Below are 17,462 nucleotides of genomic sequence, written 5' to 3'. Positions count from 1 at the left end.
TAAGGGCAGAGTTTATCTAATGGCTAATGATATGGCAAAGCCAATATTGGTGACTGGTTCTCATCGCTCTGGTACCACTTGGGTGGGAAAGATGATATCGGCTTGTCCCTCAGTCGTCTATGTCCATGAACCTTTTAGCCCTGAGACTTATCGTATTTATCCTGGTAGATGTGGAGCAAAATTTATTTACTGGAACACCTATGTAACTGATGAGAATGAGGCTGCTTTTTATAAGCATATCGAGAATACACTTGGGTTTCGCTACAACTTGGGGGCCCAATTCAACGCAAACAGAAATTTTGTCGATTTCAAAAGGACGTTAAAAGAATACTGCATCTATTGGGGTTATCGTTCCCGTAATCTTGTGCCCCTGATGAAAGACCCTTTGGCTATTTTCTCAGCAGGATGGCTGGCTAAAAAATTTGACATGAATGTATTAGTTCTTGTCCGGCATCCAGCTGCATTTGTCACTAGCCTAAAAAGATTAAATTGGGACTATGACTTTTACGAGCTACTCCAACAACCTCTTTTAATTCGAGATTACTTATATCCTTTTGAACAAGAAATTACTGAATATGCAGCGTTAGACAATGAAATTATAGATAGAGCTGCCTTGCTCTGGAAAATGATATATTCTGTGGTTTTAAAGTACCAAAAATATCATCCGGACTGGATTTATCTGCGCTATGAGGATCTTGCTGGAAATCCAATCCCTTGTTTTGAATATTTATTTAATCGGTTTGGTTTAGAGTTCTCAGACTCGGTTAAAGCTACTATTCAAGACTATACTTCACCTTCAAACCCTATTGATGCCCCTGAGGGCGACTGGTCTTTAAGAAAACGAAACAGTCAAGCAAATGTAGGGAGTTGGAAAAATAAATTAACAAAAGACGAAATCATCCGTATTAAAGCGCATGTTGAGGAAGTATCAAAGGAATTTTATGCAGACGAAGATTGGGAATAAATTTATTGTAAATCTAAGGTGTATTGTTCCCTAAGGCCTCGAAGTAATTAGCTCATTCCAAACTCAACAAAATTGAGTCATGAAACTTCTCTACTACTCACCCGCTAGCTACGGTGGTATTGCCGATTATGCCCACGAGCAGGCTAATGCTTTGGTTGCTCTCGGAGTGGATGTTACTGTACTTACCACTCTGAAATACCCAACGGGTAGGGGAGAGAAGTATCAAATTGTGCCAATTTTGCAGGAAGTAGCACCCACTAAACAACTCCCTCATAAAGTTTTCAAAGTGGTACATTTTACCTCCGTAACCCTGGCAAATTTTAGCAAATTAGCCAGTTTTATTGATTCAAATACTTTTCAGTATGTATTACTTGGCTCCTATGTGGAGTATTTAGCTCCTCTCTGGTCGGGCCGTTTGAGACAATTAACTAAAAAAGGAGTTGTCTTTGGTGCTGTCGTGCATGACCCCGTGCGGGATTTTATTGTCGGTCCTCGCTGGTGGCATCGTTGGTCAATCGCTTGTGGTTATTCCTTCCTACGTGAAGCCTTTGTCCATGAATCTATCGAACTCGATATGGTTCGACCCATGCCTCAACTGCGAACAACCGTAGTTCCCCACGGAACCTATCAATTTCCTGAAGCGAATCAATCGCCAGAAGAAACCCGATCCAGCATCACTTTGCCACTAGACGCCAAAGTGATGCTGGCTTTTGGTCATATTCGGGATAACAAGAATCTCAATCTTGTTATTCGCGCAATGGTTAATTTTCCGGATTTATACCTAATTGTTGCGGGTAAAGAACAGTCATCAGGTCAACGCCCGGTAGCTTTTTACCAGGAACTAGCCACCAATCTAGGGATAGAAAATCGCTGTAAGTGGCAAATCCGATTCATTCCAGCTACAGAGGTGGCAAACTTATTTGCATCTGCTGATGTCATCCTCCTGACTTACAGTAAACATTTTCATTCTGCCAGTGGTGTTTTGAATACGGCGGTCGCTTACCGTAAACCCTGCCTTGCCTCAGCTGGGGAAAGCTCTTTACGCTCTGTAGTTCAAAAGTATGAACTTGGAATTTGGGTCGAGCCAGATGATGTAGAGTCCATCGTGACGGGAATCAGAATGTGGTTAGAAAATCCTCCCACTCCTCAATGGCAGAGGTACTTTGAGGAAAACTCCTGGGCACTCAATGCTAAGTTAGTAAGTCACTGTTTAGCAGAAATTGAGACACAAGAGCTTAAGAAAGTCCCATAACTCTTGAAGTGTATGTCCACTATATCCACGATCTTTAAACTGAGTCATCACGCTCACCAAGGAGCCTCTTTGCAGGACAAATGGCTAGCTTTCCTGATCGCTGGTCTGGGGGTACTTGGTTCTCACCGCGTCAAGCTGCGCTTGTGGTTTATCAAGCGCATCAATGACCTTGGTGCAACAGGTTTCGTTCAACTTCAGCTATACATTAAGAGAAGATTGACGTATTTCTCTATGCGCCAGGGTAACGAAGCCGACTACCTAATGGGGGGTGAATTAGTCAGGGGAGCCTATGAAGTTCCTAATTTTGAACCCAAAACTATTGTGGATGGCGGTGCGAATATTGGCCTGTTTGCCATTCACGCTAACAGTTACTTCCCCAAAGCTAAATTAATCTGTTATGAGCCGGATTCAGCCAACTTCCAACAACTCCAGAAGAACTTAGCGCTCAATCATCTGCAAGTGGACACCCATCAGTTGGGTCTTTGGTCAAAAAACACCACCCTTTACTACCATGCTCAGTCTTCGCACACTGGCTTCGTTGATGAAAACCCGCCTGGAGTCCCAATTCCCTGTACTCTGCTTGAAATAGAACCAGATTGCTGGCTCAAACTTGATGTTGAAGGGGCTGAATATGAAGTGCTTCCGGCGTTGCTAAAAAATGGTCCGTATCCTCGCTGGATCAGCATGGAAATCCACTATTTTAATACCAAAGGTCAGTCTTTGCTTTCTCTATTGCGAGAGCATGGTTACACAATCGAAGGGGCTGAAGACCCTAGCGTTAACTGCACCGTAATTTCAGCGTACCGAGGTTGAGCCAGACACTAGACAATCATTCAAAGCCGTTGAATAGGATTGCACCCGTGAACTTGAAAATTATCACTGGTAGTGTTCTGAGTTATGGCTACAGTCAAATGCTTGGAAACTTGCCATCTCGTAAAATTCGCATGGCCTATCTCAAAGCCTATTTGGCACAAGTGGGAGTGGGAACCTCTGTCCAAATGGGATGTCGATTTTTAAATGGGAGAAAGGTGTATCTGGGCGATCGCAACATCATCAATTTTATTGCCGAATTTTTGGTCTTTGTAGATAGCCCATGCTTTCTAGCCAAATTACGATTTTATTAGTACTTTCATCTACCGTTTCTTCTTCAGCAGTGTAGCAAGTGATATTAGGATTGAGTGGCACTTCGTAGGGATCATCAATGCCCGTAAACAATGGGATTTGACCGGAGCGTGCTTTGGCATAAAGCCCTTTCACGTCTCTGGCCTCACAAACTTCTAGGGAGGCATTAACGTAGATCTCGACAAAGTTGTTGAGCGTGGAGCGCAGTTCATCGCGGACAGAACGGTATGGACTGATCAGAGCAACAATGACGATCACGCCGTTACGACTGAGAAGGTTTGCCACATAACCCACCCGACGTACATTGGTATTCCGGTCTTCACGACTAAAGCTCAACTCTTTGGAGAGATTTTGACGAATGACATCCCCATCCAGTAGCTCAACTAGGCGATCGTATTCTTGTAGTTTATGCTCTAGATGCCGAGAAATCGTGGTCTTCCCCGCTCCGCTAATTCCAGTTAACCATAAAATCACACCGGTATCCTTTAAGAAAGAATTATTACTCATGCCTTAGCAAGGATATGAATTTTAGCAGTGGAACAGAAACATACACTAAGGCTGACGCACTCACTGGGCCAGCATCTCAAAAAGCAATTCTAGTCTCATTGCGACCGCATCTCCAAGTAATTGATGATTTAATGATTGGGAAAACGAGGCAAGTTCAAGGCCTTTGAGCGCTTAGTCTCGATGTTACATGGCAAACGAGGCGTGCATCTGGTCGTGCTTCATCTCGTGGTTGGGCCTTGGCGGATTCCTTGGAGCTTTCGAGTGTATCGGGGCAAGGGCAGTACTTCCCCTGCCCACTTGCCATGCAACCTAGAGTTGGTGCATAAACAAATGAATGATATCGCGTTTACTATGCCCAGGTTAGGTAAGAATTGCTGGGCGGTAGAACTACCCTGTATACCAGAGTTGCTACATGAAGATACTAAACTTCGCAATCCTAAACCCGGGATTGGGGCTGGATTTATTCGTAAAAACTCGATGATATAAAAGCTTAAAAGAAAAGTACCAGTAGCATGTCACATGTAAACTTTAAAGCTTTTACAGGTAGTGTTTTGAGCTACAGCTACAATCAGCTTCTTGGAAACTTGCCATCTCGTAAAATTCGTATGACTTATCTCAAAGCCTATTTAGCAAAGGTTGGGTTGGGGACTTCTGTTCAAATGGGATGTCGGTTTTTGAATGGGAGAAAGGTGTATCTGGGCGATCGCAATGTGCTTAACTTCGGCTGCCTATTTGATGGTCGCCACTACCAGATCCAAACGGGTTCTGATGTCTCCATTGGCCCAGAAGCGACAATCTTAACCCTGGGACATGATCCACAGTCGTCTGAGTTTGGCGATAAGGGTGGAGATGTAATCATAGGCGATCGCGTTTGGATTGCTTACCGAGCGATTATTTTGCCAGGAGTCAGGATTGGCGAGGGTGCCGTAGTGGGTGCGGGTTCTGTCGTGACCAAAGATGTGGAACCTTACACCATTGTTGCCGGTAGCCCAGCCCGATTCGTGAAAAAGCGATCGCCTGACTTGCACTACACGCTGAACTACCAACCGTGGCTACTTTGAGAAATGAAGAATTGCCATCCTGGATCTGTTGTCAACTAGGAGCGCGTGAACATTACGCTATCCCACGGGCTTTACATCAGACCGGACAACTCGCCCACCTGATTACAGATGCCTGGGTTCCACCACAGTCTGCACTGAACCAGCTGCCTACACCTCTGTTCACTAATTTACGTGAACGGTTCCATGTAGATTTAGCCCAAACCTCTGTCCACGCCTTCACTGGTTCTTTGATGCGCTTTGAACTAACTCAACGCCTTCAGAAAACCTCAGGATGGGAACGTATTATCGACCGTAATCACTGGTTCCAAAAACGGGCAGTGCAGGTACTAAATGCGATCGCTCCTCAACACTCCTCTCTCAATTCTCCCCCTACCCTCTTTGCCTACAGTTACGCTACCTTAGAACTGTTCCGTTACGCCAAGACCAGAGGTTGGCGCACTATCCTTGGTCAAATTGATCCAGGGCCAACTGAGGAAAAGTTGGTTCTAGAGGAATACGCGAGACACTCGATCTATGAATCTAGTTGGCAACCGGCACCACCCCACTACTGGGTCAGATGGCAGGAAGAATGCTCATTAGCTGACCGGATTTTAGTTAACTCGCAGTGGTCAAGCCAAGCTTTGCAGCAAGCAGGAGTACCCGCTAACAAGATTGATATCATTCCTCTTGCCTATGAACCTCCTGAGCAAGCGCGTGACTTTGTGCGAACCTACCCTTCTGCTTTCTCAGCTGAACGTCCGCTCCGAGTGCTGTTTCTTGGTCAGGTTATCTTACGCAAGGGCATTGTTGCACTGCTAGAAGCGGCTGAACACCTACGTGACCAACACATAGAATTCTGGCTAGTTGGTTCTCCAGGCATTGCTAGACCCCAACAGGATAAGGTGCATGAACAGGTGCGGTGGATTGGTTCTGTTCCTCGCAGCGCAACAGCTCAATACTATCAACAGGCAGATATTTTTCTACTTCCAACTCTTTCGGATGGGTTTGGACTAACACAGCTGGAAGCGCAAGCCTGGAAACTCCCAACAATTGCGTCCAGATTTTGTGGTGCAGTCGTGAAAGATGGAGTAAGCGGATTGATATTGCAGAACGTGACTGGAGCAGCGATCGCCGAAGCTCTCCTCTTTTGTTTAAATAATCCTCAACAATTAGTAAATTTTTCTCGGCAATCTACTAGTATGGAGCATTTCGGTTTGGCAACACTCCAAAACAATCTCCAGGCCTTACCTTATGCCACTATTTGAATATCCTGAACTTGCCTTTACTCAAATAGCCTTCCTAGTACTAAGTGTTATCTGGTTTTTGAAGCGCAATGATGAAATTCCATTAATTATTAGTAGCTTTCTATTTTATGTTGCTTCTTATCGCTACTGGGCTGTTGAGCATGGGATTAACCAATGGATTAAGTTAAGTTGGTTTATATCAAAACCAATAACTCAAGAAGCCGCCCTTGAGGCTCTAATGTATATTACTCTTGGGGAAATTTGTTTGCTTAGCACTTATATGCTTTGTCAAAGGCGAAGCTTAGCAGTTGCAATTCCACCGAGTGATCGCTCAGTTCTACAATGGTTGCGGCCCAAGACCCTTCTTCTTGGTTTATTTTGTTTGCCATTAGTCATTCTTACTCGCTCTCAAATAGCAACCCAGCTCAGCGCCGGAAGCTCACTAGCCTTTCAAATTAATAACTATTTGTACTTGTTTCCTTTTGCTTTAGTAGGAATTGCAATTCTTGTTGTCTGTCTTTGGCGGTTTGGAGCAATAACTTCTCTCATTAATAAAGTGATGGCGCTCTCCATTTTAACAAGTGTATTTTACTTGACTTTTGGAAGTCAGGCTCGCTTCCAGTTTTTAGGATGGATGATTGCTGCTGGAATCATTGTTTCTTCATTTTACCGACCAAAAATACGTTTGGCTTTGTTAACGCTCTCTCTCATATTAGCTATGGCTGTATTTGCTATTAGTGGAGCCATGCGTAATCCCAACATAGCTAACCAATCTCTCAATCAAATTGCGCTGGAACGAGCATTAGGCGCTGAAGACGCCAATATGTTAGATGGCTTTGTATTGTTGAAAAATGTTTATCCTGAGCAACTAGACTTCCGTTGGGGAATGGAGCATCTAGAAATATTTATACGGCCAATCCCTAGAGCTTGGTGGCCTGAGAAACCTGTAGGAGGATACATGAATAAGTTAGGCTTTACAATCGCAGGTGGTAGGGGCACTGTAGGAATTTCACCAACTATATTTGGATCGTTTTATGCAGAAATTGGACTATTTGGCATACTCTTTTTTGCTCCTTTATACGGCTTAGTCATTGCCAAGGTTGTTCGGTATAGTACTCAGCTTCAGCCTTTTGCAGGGGTTTTAGTTCGTGCGATTCTTTGCTCGTCTCTTATCCCACTGCTAAGAGGCGGAGATTTAGCTGGAATTTATGCTTGGATCGGTATGGCTTTTTGGCCCTGCTTTTTATTGCTCTGGATGAAACGTCGGAATCTAACTCTCAGGATGTATCCATCAACTCATCCTTATCCCTCCAATCCGCATCCACCCATGAGGCTTCCTCACTCATGACGCAATTAACTAGCAACTAAGTACTAATTTTTCGGCTATGCATGTAGTTGTTATTTTCGATAACATTGGGGGTTACCACGCGGCCCGTTTGCGAGCTACCTACGATGCTTGCCAACGCAGAGATTGGCAGTTTACAGCAGTACAAGTTACAGATACTACCAAAGAACATCCTTGGGGAGACATGGGCCGTGAGATTACATTTCCCCTCAAAACTCTTTTGTCTACATCGGCTACCGCCCTAAATAGTACGAATTCTTCTATACCTGCAACATCTCTATTATTTGATTGTCTGAATACGCTACAACCAACTGTTGTTGCCATTCCTGGTTGGGGTTTTCCTATTTCTCGTGCAGCTTTATTGTGGTGCAAACGGCATGCCGCTTTATCAATTTTGATGAGTGAAAGCAAGTGGGATGATGCTAGACGTACATTTTGGAAGGAAATGATTAAATCTTGGCTGTATGTCAAGCGATACGACGCTGCACTAGTAGGCGGTAATTTACATCGTGACTATCTAGTTCAACTGGGATTTCGTCCCGATCGCATTTTTCTTGGCTATGACGTAGTCGACAATGACTACTTTAGTCAGCAAGCCGAGAAGGCTAGACGGGATCCCAATACTACAAGATTACGTCAGCCTCAAATTCCTAATAAACCTTACTATCTTGCTGCAACCCGATTTATTAAACGTAAAAACATTCATCGACTTATAGAATCTTTTGTTGCTTATCGTGAGCAAGTAGAAGAAGCTCATGCTTGGGATCTGGTAATTTGTGGTACTGGAGTAGAAGAACCATCTATTCGTAGCTTGATTCTGAACAAAGGGCTAAACTATTGCATCCATCTACCTGGTTTTATTAGTTACCAAGACTTAGGAGATTGGTATGGTCTTGCTGAAGCTTTTATACACCCTGCATTACAAGAGCAATGGGGGCTTGTAGTTAACGAAGCCTGTGCAGCTGGATTGCCAATTCTTTGTAGTCGGACTGTAGGTGCCTGCCATGAGCTTATTCACAATAACCATAATGGTTTTCTATTCGATCCAGAGAATGTAGAGGACATGATAGGTAAGCTAGTTAATATCCATAGGTCAAGCTCATTACTGCGTGCTCAAATGGGAAAAGTAAGCCAAAAAATTATTACTAACTACTCACCTAGTAACTTTGCCGATGGACTTATGCAAGCAGCCAAATCCGCAATGAGCGCTGCCTAATAAAGATACATTAATCAACCAGAGCTTAAAGTTGATGAAAATTTTGCTCGTTACACCCTATATGGGAGAGGTTTATGGTGGTATCCCTAAGATTGTGCTGGGAATAGCTAAGGGGCTTGCTTGTTTGGGTGTTACTGTTGATGTTATTACAACTAATGCTAGCAATCCCTCTAAGTTATCCAAACCATTGAATGTTTGGATTGAGGAGGGAGCCTATAGAGTTCAATACTTTCCCTGCTTCAATAAAAATGATTTTATTGTTAGCTCTTCTTTAGTTAAGTGGATGCTTAAGAATGTTGAAGATTATGACATAGTTCATACTAATACTCTCTTTTCTCCGTTGGTTTCAATAATTCACTGTATATGTAAGCTTTATCGGATTCCCTATGTGATGACAGCACACGGCATGCTAGAACCTTGGGCTTTATCCTATAAAGTATGGAAGAAAAAGGTTTATTATTCTGTCGTTGAAAAGCCTGCACTTCAGTCTGCGAGTACAATTCAGTTTTCTTGTGGAACTGAAGCTGACAATGCTAAATCTCTTGGATTAAATACACCTACTGTCATCATTTATAACGGTGTTCATCCTGAAGACTTTAAAGCACTGCCGGAAACAGAACCTCTCTTTGAGAAATTCCCGTCTCTTCAGAATAAAACTATAGTATTATTCCTCGGTCGAATTGATCCTAAGAAAGGATTAGATCTACTGGCTCCTGCTTTTGCTAAAGTTCACCGCCATTTTCCACAAGCTCATTTGATTGTTGCAGGACCAGACAACACTGGCTTTTCGTCTACCGCCCAGAGTTATTTTTTACAGGCAGGATGTATAAACGCTGTAACGTTCACAGGGCTACTGACAGGTAGCTTAAAGTATGCTGCCCTTGCCGCTGCCAGTATTTATGTTGCTCCTTCCTATTCTGAAGGATTCAGCATGTCTGTGCTCGAAGGTATGGCCTCTGGTTTACCTTGTGTTATTACTACAGGTTGCAATTTTCCTGAAGCAGCAAAAGCAGATGCCGCGTGCATAGTTGATACTAATGTTGATTCAATTTCAGATGCTCTAGCGAAATATTTGGGTAATTTGGAGCAGGCCAAGGAGCTGGGCGATCGCGCCCGTCAGTTTATTTTTCAAAACTATACTTGGGATGTAGCTGCAAGAAAACTACTCCAAGTTTATACTGCTCTTCTAAATCAACAGCCCCTGCCAAAATTTTAGTTATCTTACGGTTGCCTGCTCGAAAGCGATCGCCCAGCAACTGGCAGCAGTTTACACCGCGATCGTACAGAAACAACCACTACTGCATTCTCTTACTCAACTCAGAGATTAGTGTTGGCACTTGTCTCTCTGCAAGCACCGCTCAGTTGGTATGGCTTGGGCGATCGCCGATTTCAAGAAAAGTGCTGAACTGGTAAACGAATAATAAACTCTGCTCCCCCCTCTGGGCCAGAACCAATTTCGATTTCACCTTGGTGCTTTTCGACAATTTGATAGCAAATGGCGAGACCTAAACCAGTGCCTTGGCCTACGGGTTTAGTAGTAAAAAAGGGATCGAACAATTTATTCTTAATTTCTAGCGGAATCCCACAACCGTTATCTTGAATACGGACCTGAACTTGATGAGAATTCGTTAGTTCAGTTTGGATAGTGATTTGTTTGTGGGCTTTGCCTGAGTCTTCTAACAGCGCGTCCATCGCATTATTCAGAATATTCATGAATACCTGATTGAGCTGAGCGGGGTAACACTCGACTAAAGGTAAGTCATAGTAGCTCTTAATAATAGTAATTCCTTGCTTGATACGATGATTCAGAATAAGAAGAGTACTGTCAATGCCTTCGTGCAAATTAACTCGTTTCATTTCAGCTTGATCAAGCCGAGAAAAATTACGTAGGGATAAGACAATTTGACGAATTCGATCTGCACCTATTTTCATCGAGGATAGGGTTTTAGGGAGATCTTGGGCTACAAAATCTAAATCAATTGTTTCAATATAACTTTGAATTTTTGTGCTTGGCTGAGGATATTCTTCTTGATAAAGATGAACTAAATCTAGTAGCTCTTGAATATAATTTTCAATATGCTTGAGATTGCCATAGATGAAGTTAACAGGATTATTAATTTCATGGGCTACTCCTGCCACCATCTGGCCCAAGCTCGACATCTTCTCGGTTTGAATTAACTGCGATTGCGTTTTTCGCAACTCTTGCAAAGCTTGTTCTAGCTTCTGAGTTTGAGCTTGCGCCGTCAGTGCGGCAGTCTGGGCTTGATGATTAAGATAAGCTCTGGAATGATATCGCAGGCGAGCAACTAATTCGATTTTATCGGGGAGTTTAACTAAGTAGTCATTAATTCCTAATGCAAAAGCTTCCGCTTTGACTTTCGGTTCATCTTTGGTCGAAAGTACAATTAATGGGATATTGCAAGTAATGGGATTAGAGCGGAACTGACGAACTAACATCAACCCGTCGATGTTAGGCATAACTAGATCTTGCAAAATGACTGTTGGAGCAACTTCTTCAGCAAGATGGATTGCTTGCGCAGCATCGTTACAATAATGAAAAATTACATCTGGTTCGGAAGCCAGCATCCGCCGAATTGCTTCACCAATAATAATTTGATCATCAATGAGCAAAACAACAATTTGGGGAGCAGGTGAAAGTATGGTGGATTCACTGAATGCTTCCGGACTTTTAGTAACAATTTCTGGTGGCATTGACATCATAAGCCAGGCTGATGAAATGGCTAGTATTTAGGGCATGAATGTGTGTGATGAGGAAAACTTGAAGTAAGTGATAAACCGACTGATTGCACCTAATAGAGTTAATAATAATACTGTTTTTTGAGAGTATATTCTGTTAGTCTAGTTCATAAGGTATAGTTCCTTAATCCGCATTTTGGCTAATTTTCTTCCATCAACTGACTGGATAAGTCTGGCCCTAATTTGGTCATTCTAGAAGTGAACCTCAGCGATCGCGCCGGAAATTGGCTGAGTTGCTAGAAATTCTGTTCGGCTTAGTGGGATTGCCTTATGTTGATGCTGCTCTTTGCAATTGATGATGAGCGTTATGCCTTGGAGAGCCAGCAGGTGGTGGAGGTGCTACCGCTAATAGGACTGACAAAACCGCACCAAGCACCTGCCTATGTATCTGGTCTGTTGCGCTACCGGAGTCATATGGTGCCTGTGGTAGATCTATGCCAGCTGGTTCGTCGTCGTCCTTGTCGCTCCTACTTAAGTACTCGAATTATTGTGGCTCGCTTTCTCAGTGCCGAGAACCAGACACAAATATTAGGCTTACTAGCAGAGAGAGTGACGCAAACTTTTAATACGTCTAGTACTACGCTGGTTCCTGCGGGAATGGTGGTGGATACAGCTCCTTATTTAGGCAAAAAATTAATGGATACCCAAGGTGTGATCCAGTGCCTTGATGTGGAACACCTATTATCTCCAGTGCAGCTACCTCCAACGCAAGTAATTGATCTGCCAGTTGTGCAATAAAGTACCTGAGAATGATAGAAGCTACAATCGAGAATTTACTCAGGCAGAAGATTGGCTTGAATGCCGCTGCCATTGGTTCTAATACGATCGCTAGAGCGGTTCGATCTCGCATGGCAAGCTGTGGCCTAGTAGACATGGCAGCTTATCTAACTCAATTGCACACTTCGGGGACAGAATTGGCAGCCCTGATCGAGACCGTGGTGGTGCCAGAAACTTGGTTCTTTCGCGATCGCGAGCCGTTCGTGTTATTGGCGCACTATGTGATGTCGGAGTGGTTGCCTGCCCACCCCAATCAAGTTTTCAGGATCTTGAGTGCGCCTTGCTCGACTGGGGAAGAACCTTATTCAATGGCGATCGCTTTGTTAGAAGCAGGGTTAGGAGCAGAACAATTTCAAGTTGATGCTGTTGATATTAGCCAAAAGGCTCTACAAAAAGCTCAACTAGCTGTTTATGACGAGTACTCATTTCGCGGCAAAGCTGCGATCGGCAAGGCAGAAAGCTTGAGCCAGGGAGGCGAAAAAAATAGTTTTTTGAAGGAGAAATACTTTCAGCGAGTTACAGCTGGGTATTCGCTCAATGAATCTGTCAGAAAAACAGTTAGTTTTATTCAAGGAAATGTATTAGATTCCAATCTTTTCTGGAATCAGCCAGCTTATGATGTGGTTTTTTGCCGCAACTTACTAATTTATTTAGATCAGGCGGCAAGGCAGCAAACAATTCATCGTTTAGATCGTTTGTTAGTTAGAAATGGCTTGTTCTTTGTTGGTCACTCAGAAATGGGACAACTGCCTCCATCCCGATTTAGTCCCATTCGGCACGCTTTAGCATTTGCTTTCCGTAAGGTTGAGTCTAGCACTCAAGATAAAGTCCCCGTATTGATGACTTACAATCAGCAGGGACAAAAGCGGAATGCTTCTCCAGCCAAAGCTAGTAGAAATACAACATCCACTCGCAAAGCGCTTGAGTTGCAACCGACAAATGTTCCTAGCATTGAGGCAAAAACTACATTGGTGAATGCTCGCTCTACTGCTGTGTCTGACTCCCAAAAAGCATCTTTGACTGCTGCCAAAACGCTAGCGGATGGCGGGCAATTGGTTGAAGCAGTTGCAGTCTGTGAGGCGTATCTCAACCAAAATCGTAATAATGCTGAGGCTTATTGCCTTTTAGGGCAACTCTATCAAGCTGTAGACCAAGAAACTGAAGCTGAGCAATGTTTTCGCAAAGCTGTCTACTTACAACCGCACCACGAAGAAGCTCTGCTGCACTTGGTCTTACTAAAAGAGCAATCGGGTGATCTGGCGAGTGCTCTGGTGTTGCGGCAACGGTTGCAGCGAATTCATTTATCTGAGCACTAAATATAATGCTGAATTCTTAGCTTAAAACCTACATTTAAGATTAATTTAAGCCTTTGTGGAGACCTGTTTTTAGTAACTTTGTGTTTCTAAAACTGCTTCTGGCGGATGCAAAGTTTTAGTGAATCCGAGCTGAGATTAGGGAAATATAAGTTATCTATTCCTGTTCAACGTTCTTGATGAAGTTTGATTTTGACCTCTCAAGATTTCGTGGCTAAGCAGGTAGACACAATCCTGTACCATACGGGATTCCGAGTTGTATTTGCTGAAGTGGCTTGTTATGGCAGGCGATCGCAAACTTCTGTTGTAGCTTTACCTTGATAGAAAAAATCTTATGCTCAAGAACATGTCACTACAGAATCGCTTGATTGGCTCATTTGGGGTAATGAGTGCGATCGTTTTAGTTGCTGCAAGTGTCGGATGGTTAGGTATCTCCCGTCTAAATAAACATATTGACACTCTGACTAAAAATAGTCTTCCTAGTGTGGCTGGTATTTGGAAGATTAATGAGGGACAAACTCAAATTCAGTCCTCTATGCGAGTTTTGGTTAATCCTGAAATTAGCGAGAATGATAAAGAGGCTGAGCTAACCAGAATCAAGAAGGCTTGGGAGCAAATTGATGTTGGCTTTAAACAATACGAGTCAACGCCTCAAACCCCTGAAGAGGCAAGGCTTTACAAGTCCGCTTTCCAGCCTCACTGGGAGGATTGGAAAACAGATCAAGAACGATTTCTTCAGCTTTACGAAGAAGCTAAGCAAAGTGGTTTAACTGAATCTGAAGTGCAAACTCTCAACCGCTTTCTGTCTCAACAAGAACGTCCTACTTTTAATGCAGCTACCGAGGATCTGCTTAAGCTTCTAGACACTAATACTGAAGTTGCGAAGGCCGCTCAGGTTATGGCTATTCAGGATAGTAATCAGACATCTTTCTGGGTCATATTTACGTTAGTGACAGGACCAACAGTAGCGATCGCTTTGGGCATCTATCTCAGTCGCACGATCGCGAAGCCCTTGGGGGCAAAAGTTGCCAATGTGGTAGTGGTCGCAGAACAAATTTCAGCCGGAGATTTAACTACGCAGGTTGAGAGTGCTAATAACAGCAACGATGAAGTTGACAAGCTGTTGGTCGCTTTTCAATCTATGACTCATAATCTCAACTCCCTGATCCGCCAGGTACAGCAATCGGGTATTCAAGTGACAACTTCGGCAACGAAGATTGCAGCCTCTGGCAAACAATTGGAAGCTACCGTCACAGAGCAGGTCGCGGCAACCAATGAAGTAGTAGTGACCGCAAAAGAAATTGCTGCCACTTCGGGAGAACTGGCTAACACGATGGAAGAAGTCGCAACCATGTCTCAAGAGACAACGGTGGCTGCTGCTACCAACCAAGAAGACTTGCTGCGAATGGCAACTACGATGCGTCAGCTAGTGGCTGCTACTAATTCCATTTCCGCCAAGCTGGAAATTATTAGTGAGAAGGCCAACAACATTAACAGTGTGGTTAACACGATTACTAAAGTGGCAGACCAGACTAATCTTCTCTCGCTCAATGCGGCTATTGAAGCAGAGAAAGCTGGGGAATACGGTTTGGGCTTTGCTGTGGTGGCAAGGGAAATTCGTCGATTAGCCGACCAAACCGCTGTGGCTACCCTCGATATTGAGCAGATGGTGAAGGAGATGCAATCTTCTGTCTCCACCGGAGTGATGGAGATGGACAAGTTTACCAAAGAAGTGGGCCGAGGCGTGGAGGATGTAGGCACTATCAGTGAGCAGTTAGGAGAAATTATTGAGCAAGTACAAGCACTATCACCCCGCTTTTCTGTAGTGAATCAAGGGATGGAAGCACAATCTCAAGGAGCGCAGCAAATCAGTGAGGCAATGGTGCAGTTGAGCGAAACCTCTGTGCAGACGGCGGATGCCTTGCAGGAGATTAATCGAGCGATCGAGCAGTTGAACCAAGCAGCTCAGGGTTTGCGCCAAGAAATTTCTCGCTTTAAGGTAGGCGCGATCGCGCTTGAACCCCAACCTGCCTATAGCTATTAGATTGCCAGGTAGAGGCGCTAGCACCCAGATTGCTCACGGTCAATCAAGGCATGGAAGGCCAGGCTCAAGGCGCTCAACAAATCAACGAAGCCATGATGCAACTGCGAGATACCTCTGAGCAGACGGCAGATTCTCTTAAGGAAATTAATCAGGCGATCGAGTTGCTGAAAGAGGTAGCCCAGATACTAAGTGAGGGGATTTCCCGCTTCAAAGTCAACTCATCTAAGCACAAAGCCTATGTTGAAGCATAAGAAACTAAGAAACCGGATCTTGATAGGATACTCCCTACCAATTTTGTGTTTAGTAGGGCTAGGGGGAATCGTTCATGTAAACACAAGCAATGCTTTTCAAAGACAGGCAGAAGAAAAGATAGCTCAGACTACCATTATTGAGGTTGATCAAATGGTGCTGGGCGTTGCCAGAATGGTCAGAAATGTCCGAGGCTATCTGCTATTTCCAGAAGATAAAAGCTATATCCAATCCTATGATCAAGGTTTAGAACTATTCAATCAATCTTATGGAAAGCTGGATCAGCAAGCGCAGAGTTTAGAGCGTCAGCAGCAAATAGCGGATCTTGCCAAAAAGGTGAACCGAAATGAAGCAATTGCTCAGAAGATTTTTGAGCTAATTGACTCAGGCCAATTGGTTGAAGCTAAAGCTCTGATGAAATCTCTGCGAATGGATGATATTGACGAAGCTCGACAACAAATTTTGCAGGTAGAGCAGGCTGCGTTACAGCGCTTGGAGCAAGAATCTGAATCCGCCCAAAAACTAGTTGTTGTTTCAGTGTTTTTGGGTGTAGTTATATCTGTTGTTTTTAATCTGATTATTGGGCTTTGGCTTTCTCGGCAAGTGGAGTCTCAGATTGCGGAGATTGTAGATGTTGCGGAGAAAATCTCTGTCGGTGATTTAACCGTAAAGTTGAAAACTGATATTAGCGATCGCAATGAAATCGGTCAGCTTCTCCTCGCCTTTCAAAGGATGATTCGGGGACTCAGTGGCTTCGTTGGTCAAGTCCAACAATCTGGCATTCAAGTGACAGCTTCTATCACCAAGCTGACTGCTTTTGGGAAACAACTAGAGGCCACCGTGACAGAACAAGTGGCTTCGACCCGAGAGGTAGTGGCGACCGCAAAACAGATTGCGGTTACTTCTGAAGACTTGGTGCAAACGATGGAAGTGGTAGCTGCTAAGTCTCAGACTACGGCTGCTAGTGCCAGCGTGAGCCAGGTTAATCTCACGGCTATGGCCAATTCGATGCAGCAATTAATGAGGTCAACCACCTCCATTACCTCCAGGCTGGAGGTGATTCGCGAAAAGGCCCAAAGCATTAATGGTGTGATTAAGACCATTACCAAAGTGGCTGACCAGACGAATTTACTCTCCTTAAATGCTGCGATCGAGGCGGAAAAAGCAGGAGAACAGGGGTTGGGCTTTGCAGTAGTGGCGAGAGAGATTCGCCGCTTGGCCGACCAAACCGCTGTGGCTACTTTAGATATTGAGCAAACGGTGAAAGAAATGCAGGCTTCTGTCTCCACTGGGGTGATGGAAATGGATAAGTTCAACCAGGAAGTGAAGCAGGGAGCTGAGGAAGTCAGGGAAATTAGCCAGCAAATGGGTCAGATTATTGAGCAGGTGACAACACTGACTCCGCAATTTTTGATTGTGACGCAAGGAATGGAAACTCAGGCACAAGGGGCACAACAGATTAGTGATGTCATGGTGCAACTGAGTGATGTATCGACGCAAACCGCTGATTCACTTCAAGAAATTAATCGAGCGATCGCCCAGCTAGGCGAAGTAGCGCAAGGGCTACATCAAGAGATTGCTCGGTTTCAAGTCAGCGATCGCCCAATTTCCCCTTAAAGCTCTTACATCAGA

Annotated in this window: 15 protein-coding genes and 2 pseudogenes; 15 read left to right on the top strand and 2 right to left on the bottom strand. The window is 44.1% G+C overall.

What is annotated here, in order from left to right; all coding sequences use genetic code 11:
- The first annotated feature begins 19 nt into the window (after positions 1 to 19).
- The 3 genes from H6F72_RS13210 (at position 20) to H6F72_RS13200 (ending at position 3,029) form a co-directional block, all read left to right on the top strand.
- On the top strand, positions 20 to 964 hold the full coding sequence (locus tag H6F72_RS13210; protein WP_190435985.1) for a sulfotransferase: 945 nt from the start codon (positions 20 to 22) through the stop codon (positions 962 to 964).
- Positions 965 to 1,043: 79 nt separating this feature from the next.
- Positions 1,044 to 2,216: a glycosyltransferase family 4 protein gene (locus H6F72_RS13205; protein ID WP_190435983.1), complete on the top strand. Its 1,173-nt coding sequence runs from the start codon at positions 1,044 to 1,046 to the stop codon at positions 2,214 to 2,216.
- A 12-nt stretch (positions 2,217 to 2,228) separates the two neighbouring features.
- Positions 2,229 to 3,029 (top strand): FkbM family methyltransferase, encoded by an 801-nt coding sequence (locus H6F72_RS13200; RefSeq protein WP_206755439.1) that lies wholly within the window; start codon positions 2,229 to 2,231, stop codon positions 3,027 to 3,029.
- Positions 3,030 to 3,275: 246 nt separating this feature from the next.
- Here the strand turns inward: H6F72_RS13200 and cysC are convergent, their stop codons facing one another.
- Positions 3,276 to 3,845: an adenylyl-sulfate kinase gene (gene cysC / locus H6F72_RS13195; protein ID WP_190435977.1), complete on the bottom strand. Its 570-nt coding sequence runs from the start codon at positions 3,843 to 3,845 to the stop codon at positions 3,276 to 3,278.
- Between the two features lie 101 nt (positions 3,846 to 3,946).
- On the opposite strand from cysC, the pseudogene H6F72_RS30230 reads away from it, so the two are divergent.
- The 6 genes and pseudogenes from H6F72_RS30230 to H6F72_RS13170 all read left to right on the top strand — a co-directional run.
- Positions 3,947 to 4,157 (top strand): annotated as a pseudogene (locus H6F72_RS30230) (IS701 family transposase); the annotation flags it as partial.
- Between the two features lie 581 nt (positions 4,158 to 4,738).
- Positions 4,739 to 4,838 (top strand): annotated as a pseudogene (locus H6F72_RS31115) (type B chloramphenicol O-acetyltransferase); the annotation flags it as partial.
- A gap of 55 nt (positions 4,839 to 4,893) precedes the next feature.
- On the top strand, positions 4,894 to 6,150 hold the full coding sequence (locus H6F72_RS13185) for a glycosyltransferase family 4 protein (RefSeq protein WP_199299067.1): 1,257 nt from the start codon (positions 4,894 to 4,896) through the stop codon (positions 6,148 to 6,150).
- The gene (locus H6F72_RS13180) at positions 6,137 to 7,477 is read left to right on the top strand and encodes a hypothetical protein (RefSeq protein ID WP_190435972.1); all 1,341 of its coding nucleotides are present in this window, start codon (positions 6,137 to 6,139) and stop codon (positions 7,475 to 7,477) included. The genes H6F72_RS13185 and H6F72_RS13180 overlap by 14 nt, the downstream gene beginning before the upstream one ends.
- A gap of 37 nt (positions 7,478 to 7,514) precedes the next feature.
- A complete protein-coding gene (locus tag H6F72_RS13175; protein WP_190435969.1) occupies positions 7,515 to 8,690 on the top strand; it encodes a glycosyltransferase family 4 protein in 1,176 nt (391 codons plus the stop codon).
- A gap of 34 nt (positions 8,691 to 8,724) precedes the next feature.
- On the top strand, positions 8,725 to 9,906 hold the full coding sequence (locus H6F72_RS13170; protein WP_190435967.1) for a glycosyltransferase: 1,182 nt from the start codon (positions 8,725 to 8,727) through the stop codon (positions 9,904 to 9,906).
- Between the two features lie 173 nt (positions 9,907 to 10,079).
- Here the strand turns inward: H6F72_RS13170 and H6F72_RS13165 are convergent, their stop codons facing one another.
- Positions 10,080 to 11,411, bottom strand: coding sequence for an ATP-binding protein (locus H6F72_RS13165; protein WP_199295656.1), 1,332 nt, complete (start codon positions 11,409 to 11,411; stop codon positions 10,080 to 10,082).
- Positions 11,412 to 11,717: 306 nt separating this feature from the next.
- Here H6F72_RS13165 and H6F72_RS13160 point away from each other — a divergent pair, with 306 nt between their 5' ends.
- From H6F72_RS13160 to H6F72_RS13140, 6 genes are all read left to right on the top strand, one after another.
- Positions 11,718 to 12,185, top strand: a complete 468-nt coding sequence (locus H6F72_RS13160) for a chemotaxis protein CheW (protein WP_190435964.1) — start codon at positions 11,718 to 11,720, stop codon at positions 12,183 to 12,185.
- An 11-nt stretch (positions 12,186 to 12,196) separates the two neighbouring features.
- The gene (locus tag H6F72_RS13155) at positions 12,197 to 13,540 is read left to right on the top strand and encodes a protein-glutamate O-methyltransferase CheR (protein WP_190435960.1); all 1,344 of its coding nucleotides are present in this window, start codon (positions 12,197 to 12,199) and stop codon (positions 13,538 to 13,540) included.
- Positions 13,541 to 13,729: 189 nt separating this feature from the next.
- Positions 13,730 to 13,858 carry a hypothetical protein gene (locus tag H6F72_RS30760; RefSeq protein WP_255527336.1) on the top strand — a complete coding sequence of 43 codons (129 nt, stop codon included), beginning with the start codon at positions 13,730 to 13,732 and terminating at the stop codon, positions 13,856 to 13,858.
- Between the two features lie 25 nt (positions 13,859 to 13,883).
- Positions 13,884 to 15,581 carry a methyl-accepting chemotaxis protein gene (locus tag H6F72_RS13150; protein WP_242016913.1) on the top strand — a complete coding sequence of 566 codons (1,698 nt, stop codon included), beginning with the start codon at positions 13,884 to 13,886 and terminating at the stop codon, positions 15,579 to 15,581.
- Between the two features lie 50 nt (positions 15,582 to 15,631).
- Positions 15,632 to 15,832 (top strand): hypothetical protein, encoded by a 201-nt coding sequence (locus tag H6F72_RS13145; protein WP_190435953.1) that lies wholly within the window; start codon positions 15,632 to 15,634, stop codon positions 15,830 to 15,832.
- A gap of 151 nt (positions 15,833 to 15,983) precedes the next feature.
- On the top strand, positions 15,984 to 17,447 hold the full coding sequence (locus H6F72_RS13140; protein ID WP_206755438.1) for a methyl-accepting chemotaxis protein: 1,464 nt from the start codon (positions 15,984 to 15,986) through the stop codon (positions 17,445 to 17,447).
- Positions 17,448 to 17,462 lie beyond the last annotated feature (15 nt).

This window comes from Trichocoleus sp. FACHB-46, from assembly GCF_014695385.1.
Taxonomy (GTDB): Bacteria; Cyanobacteriota; Cyanobacteriia; order FACHB-46; family FACHB-46; genus Trichocoleus.
Note: the sequence above shows the minus strand (reverse complement) of the source record. Positions and strands in the feature narration are given on the sequence as shown.

Bases quoted from the DNA above. Each gene is read 5' to 3' on its own strand.
- H6F72_RS13165 (WP_199295656.1), bottom strand. From the start codon at position 11,411: ATGATGTCAATGCCACCAGAAATTGTTACTAAAAGTCCGGAAGCATTC.
- H6F72_RS13155 (WP_190435960.1), top strand. From the start codon at position 12,197: ATGATAGAAGCTACAATCGAGAATTTACTCAGGCAGAAGATTGGCTTG.
- H6F72_RS13170 (WP_190435967.1), top strand. From the start codon at position 8,725: ATGAAAATTTTGCTCGTTACACCCTATATGGGAGAGGTTTATGGTGGT.
- H6F72_RS13180 (WP_190435972.1), top strand. From the start codon at position 6,137: ATGCCACTATTTGAATATCCTGAACTTGCCTTTACTCAAATAGCCTTC.
- H6F72_RS13145 (WP_190435953.1), top strand. From the start codon at position 15,632: ATGGAAGGCCAGGCTCAAGGCGCTCAACAAATCAACGAAGCCATGATG.
- H6F72_RS13140 (WP_206755438.1), top strand. From the start codon at position 15,984: ATGGTGCTGGGCGTTGCCAGAATGGTCAGAAATGTCCGAGGCTATCTG.
- H6F72_RS13200 (WP_206755439.1), top strand. From the start codon at position 2,229: ATGTCCACTATATCCACGATCTTTAAACTGAGTCATCACGCTCACCAA.
- cysC (WP_190435977.1), bottom strand. From the start codon at position 3,845: ATGAGTAATAATTCTTTCTTAAAGGATACCGGTGTGATTTTATGGTTA.
- H6F72_RS13150 (WP_242016913.1), top strand. From the start codon at position 13,884: ATGTCACTACAGAATCGCTTGATTGGCTCATTTGGGGTAATGAGTGCG.
- H6F72_RS13160 (WP_190435964.1), top strand. From the start codon at position 11,718: ATGTTGATGCTGCTCTTTGCAATTGATGATGAGCGTTATGCCTTGGAG.
- H6F72_RS13175 (WP_190435969.1), top strand. From the start codon at position 7,515: ATGCATGTAGTTGTTATTTTCGATAACATTGGGGGTTACCACGCGGCC.
- H6F72_RS13210 (WP_190435985.1), top strand. From the start codon at position 20: ATGGCTAATGATATGGCAAAGCCAATATTGGTGACTGGTTCTCATCGC.
- H6F72_RS13205 (WP_190435983.1), top strand. From the start codon at position 1,044: ATGAAACTTCTCTACTACTCACCCGCTAGCTACGGTGGTATTGCCGAT.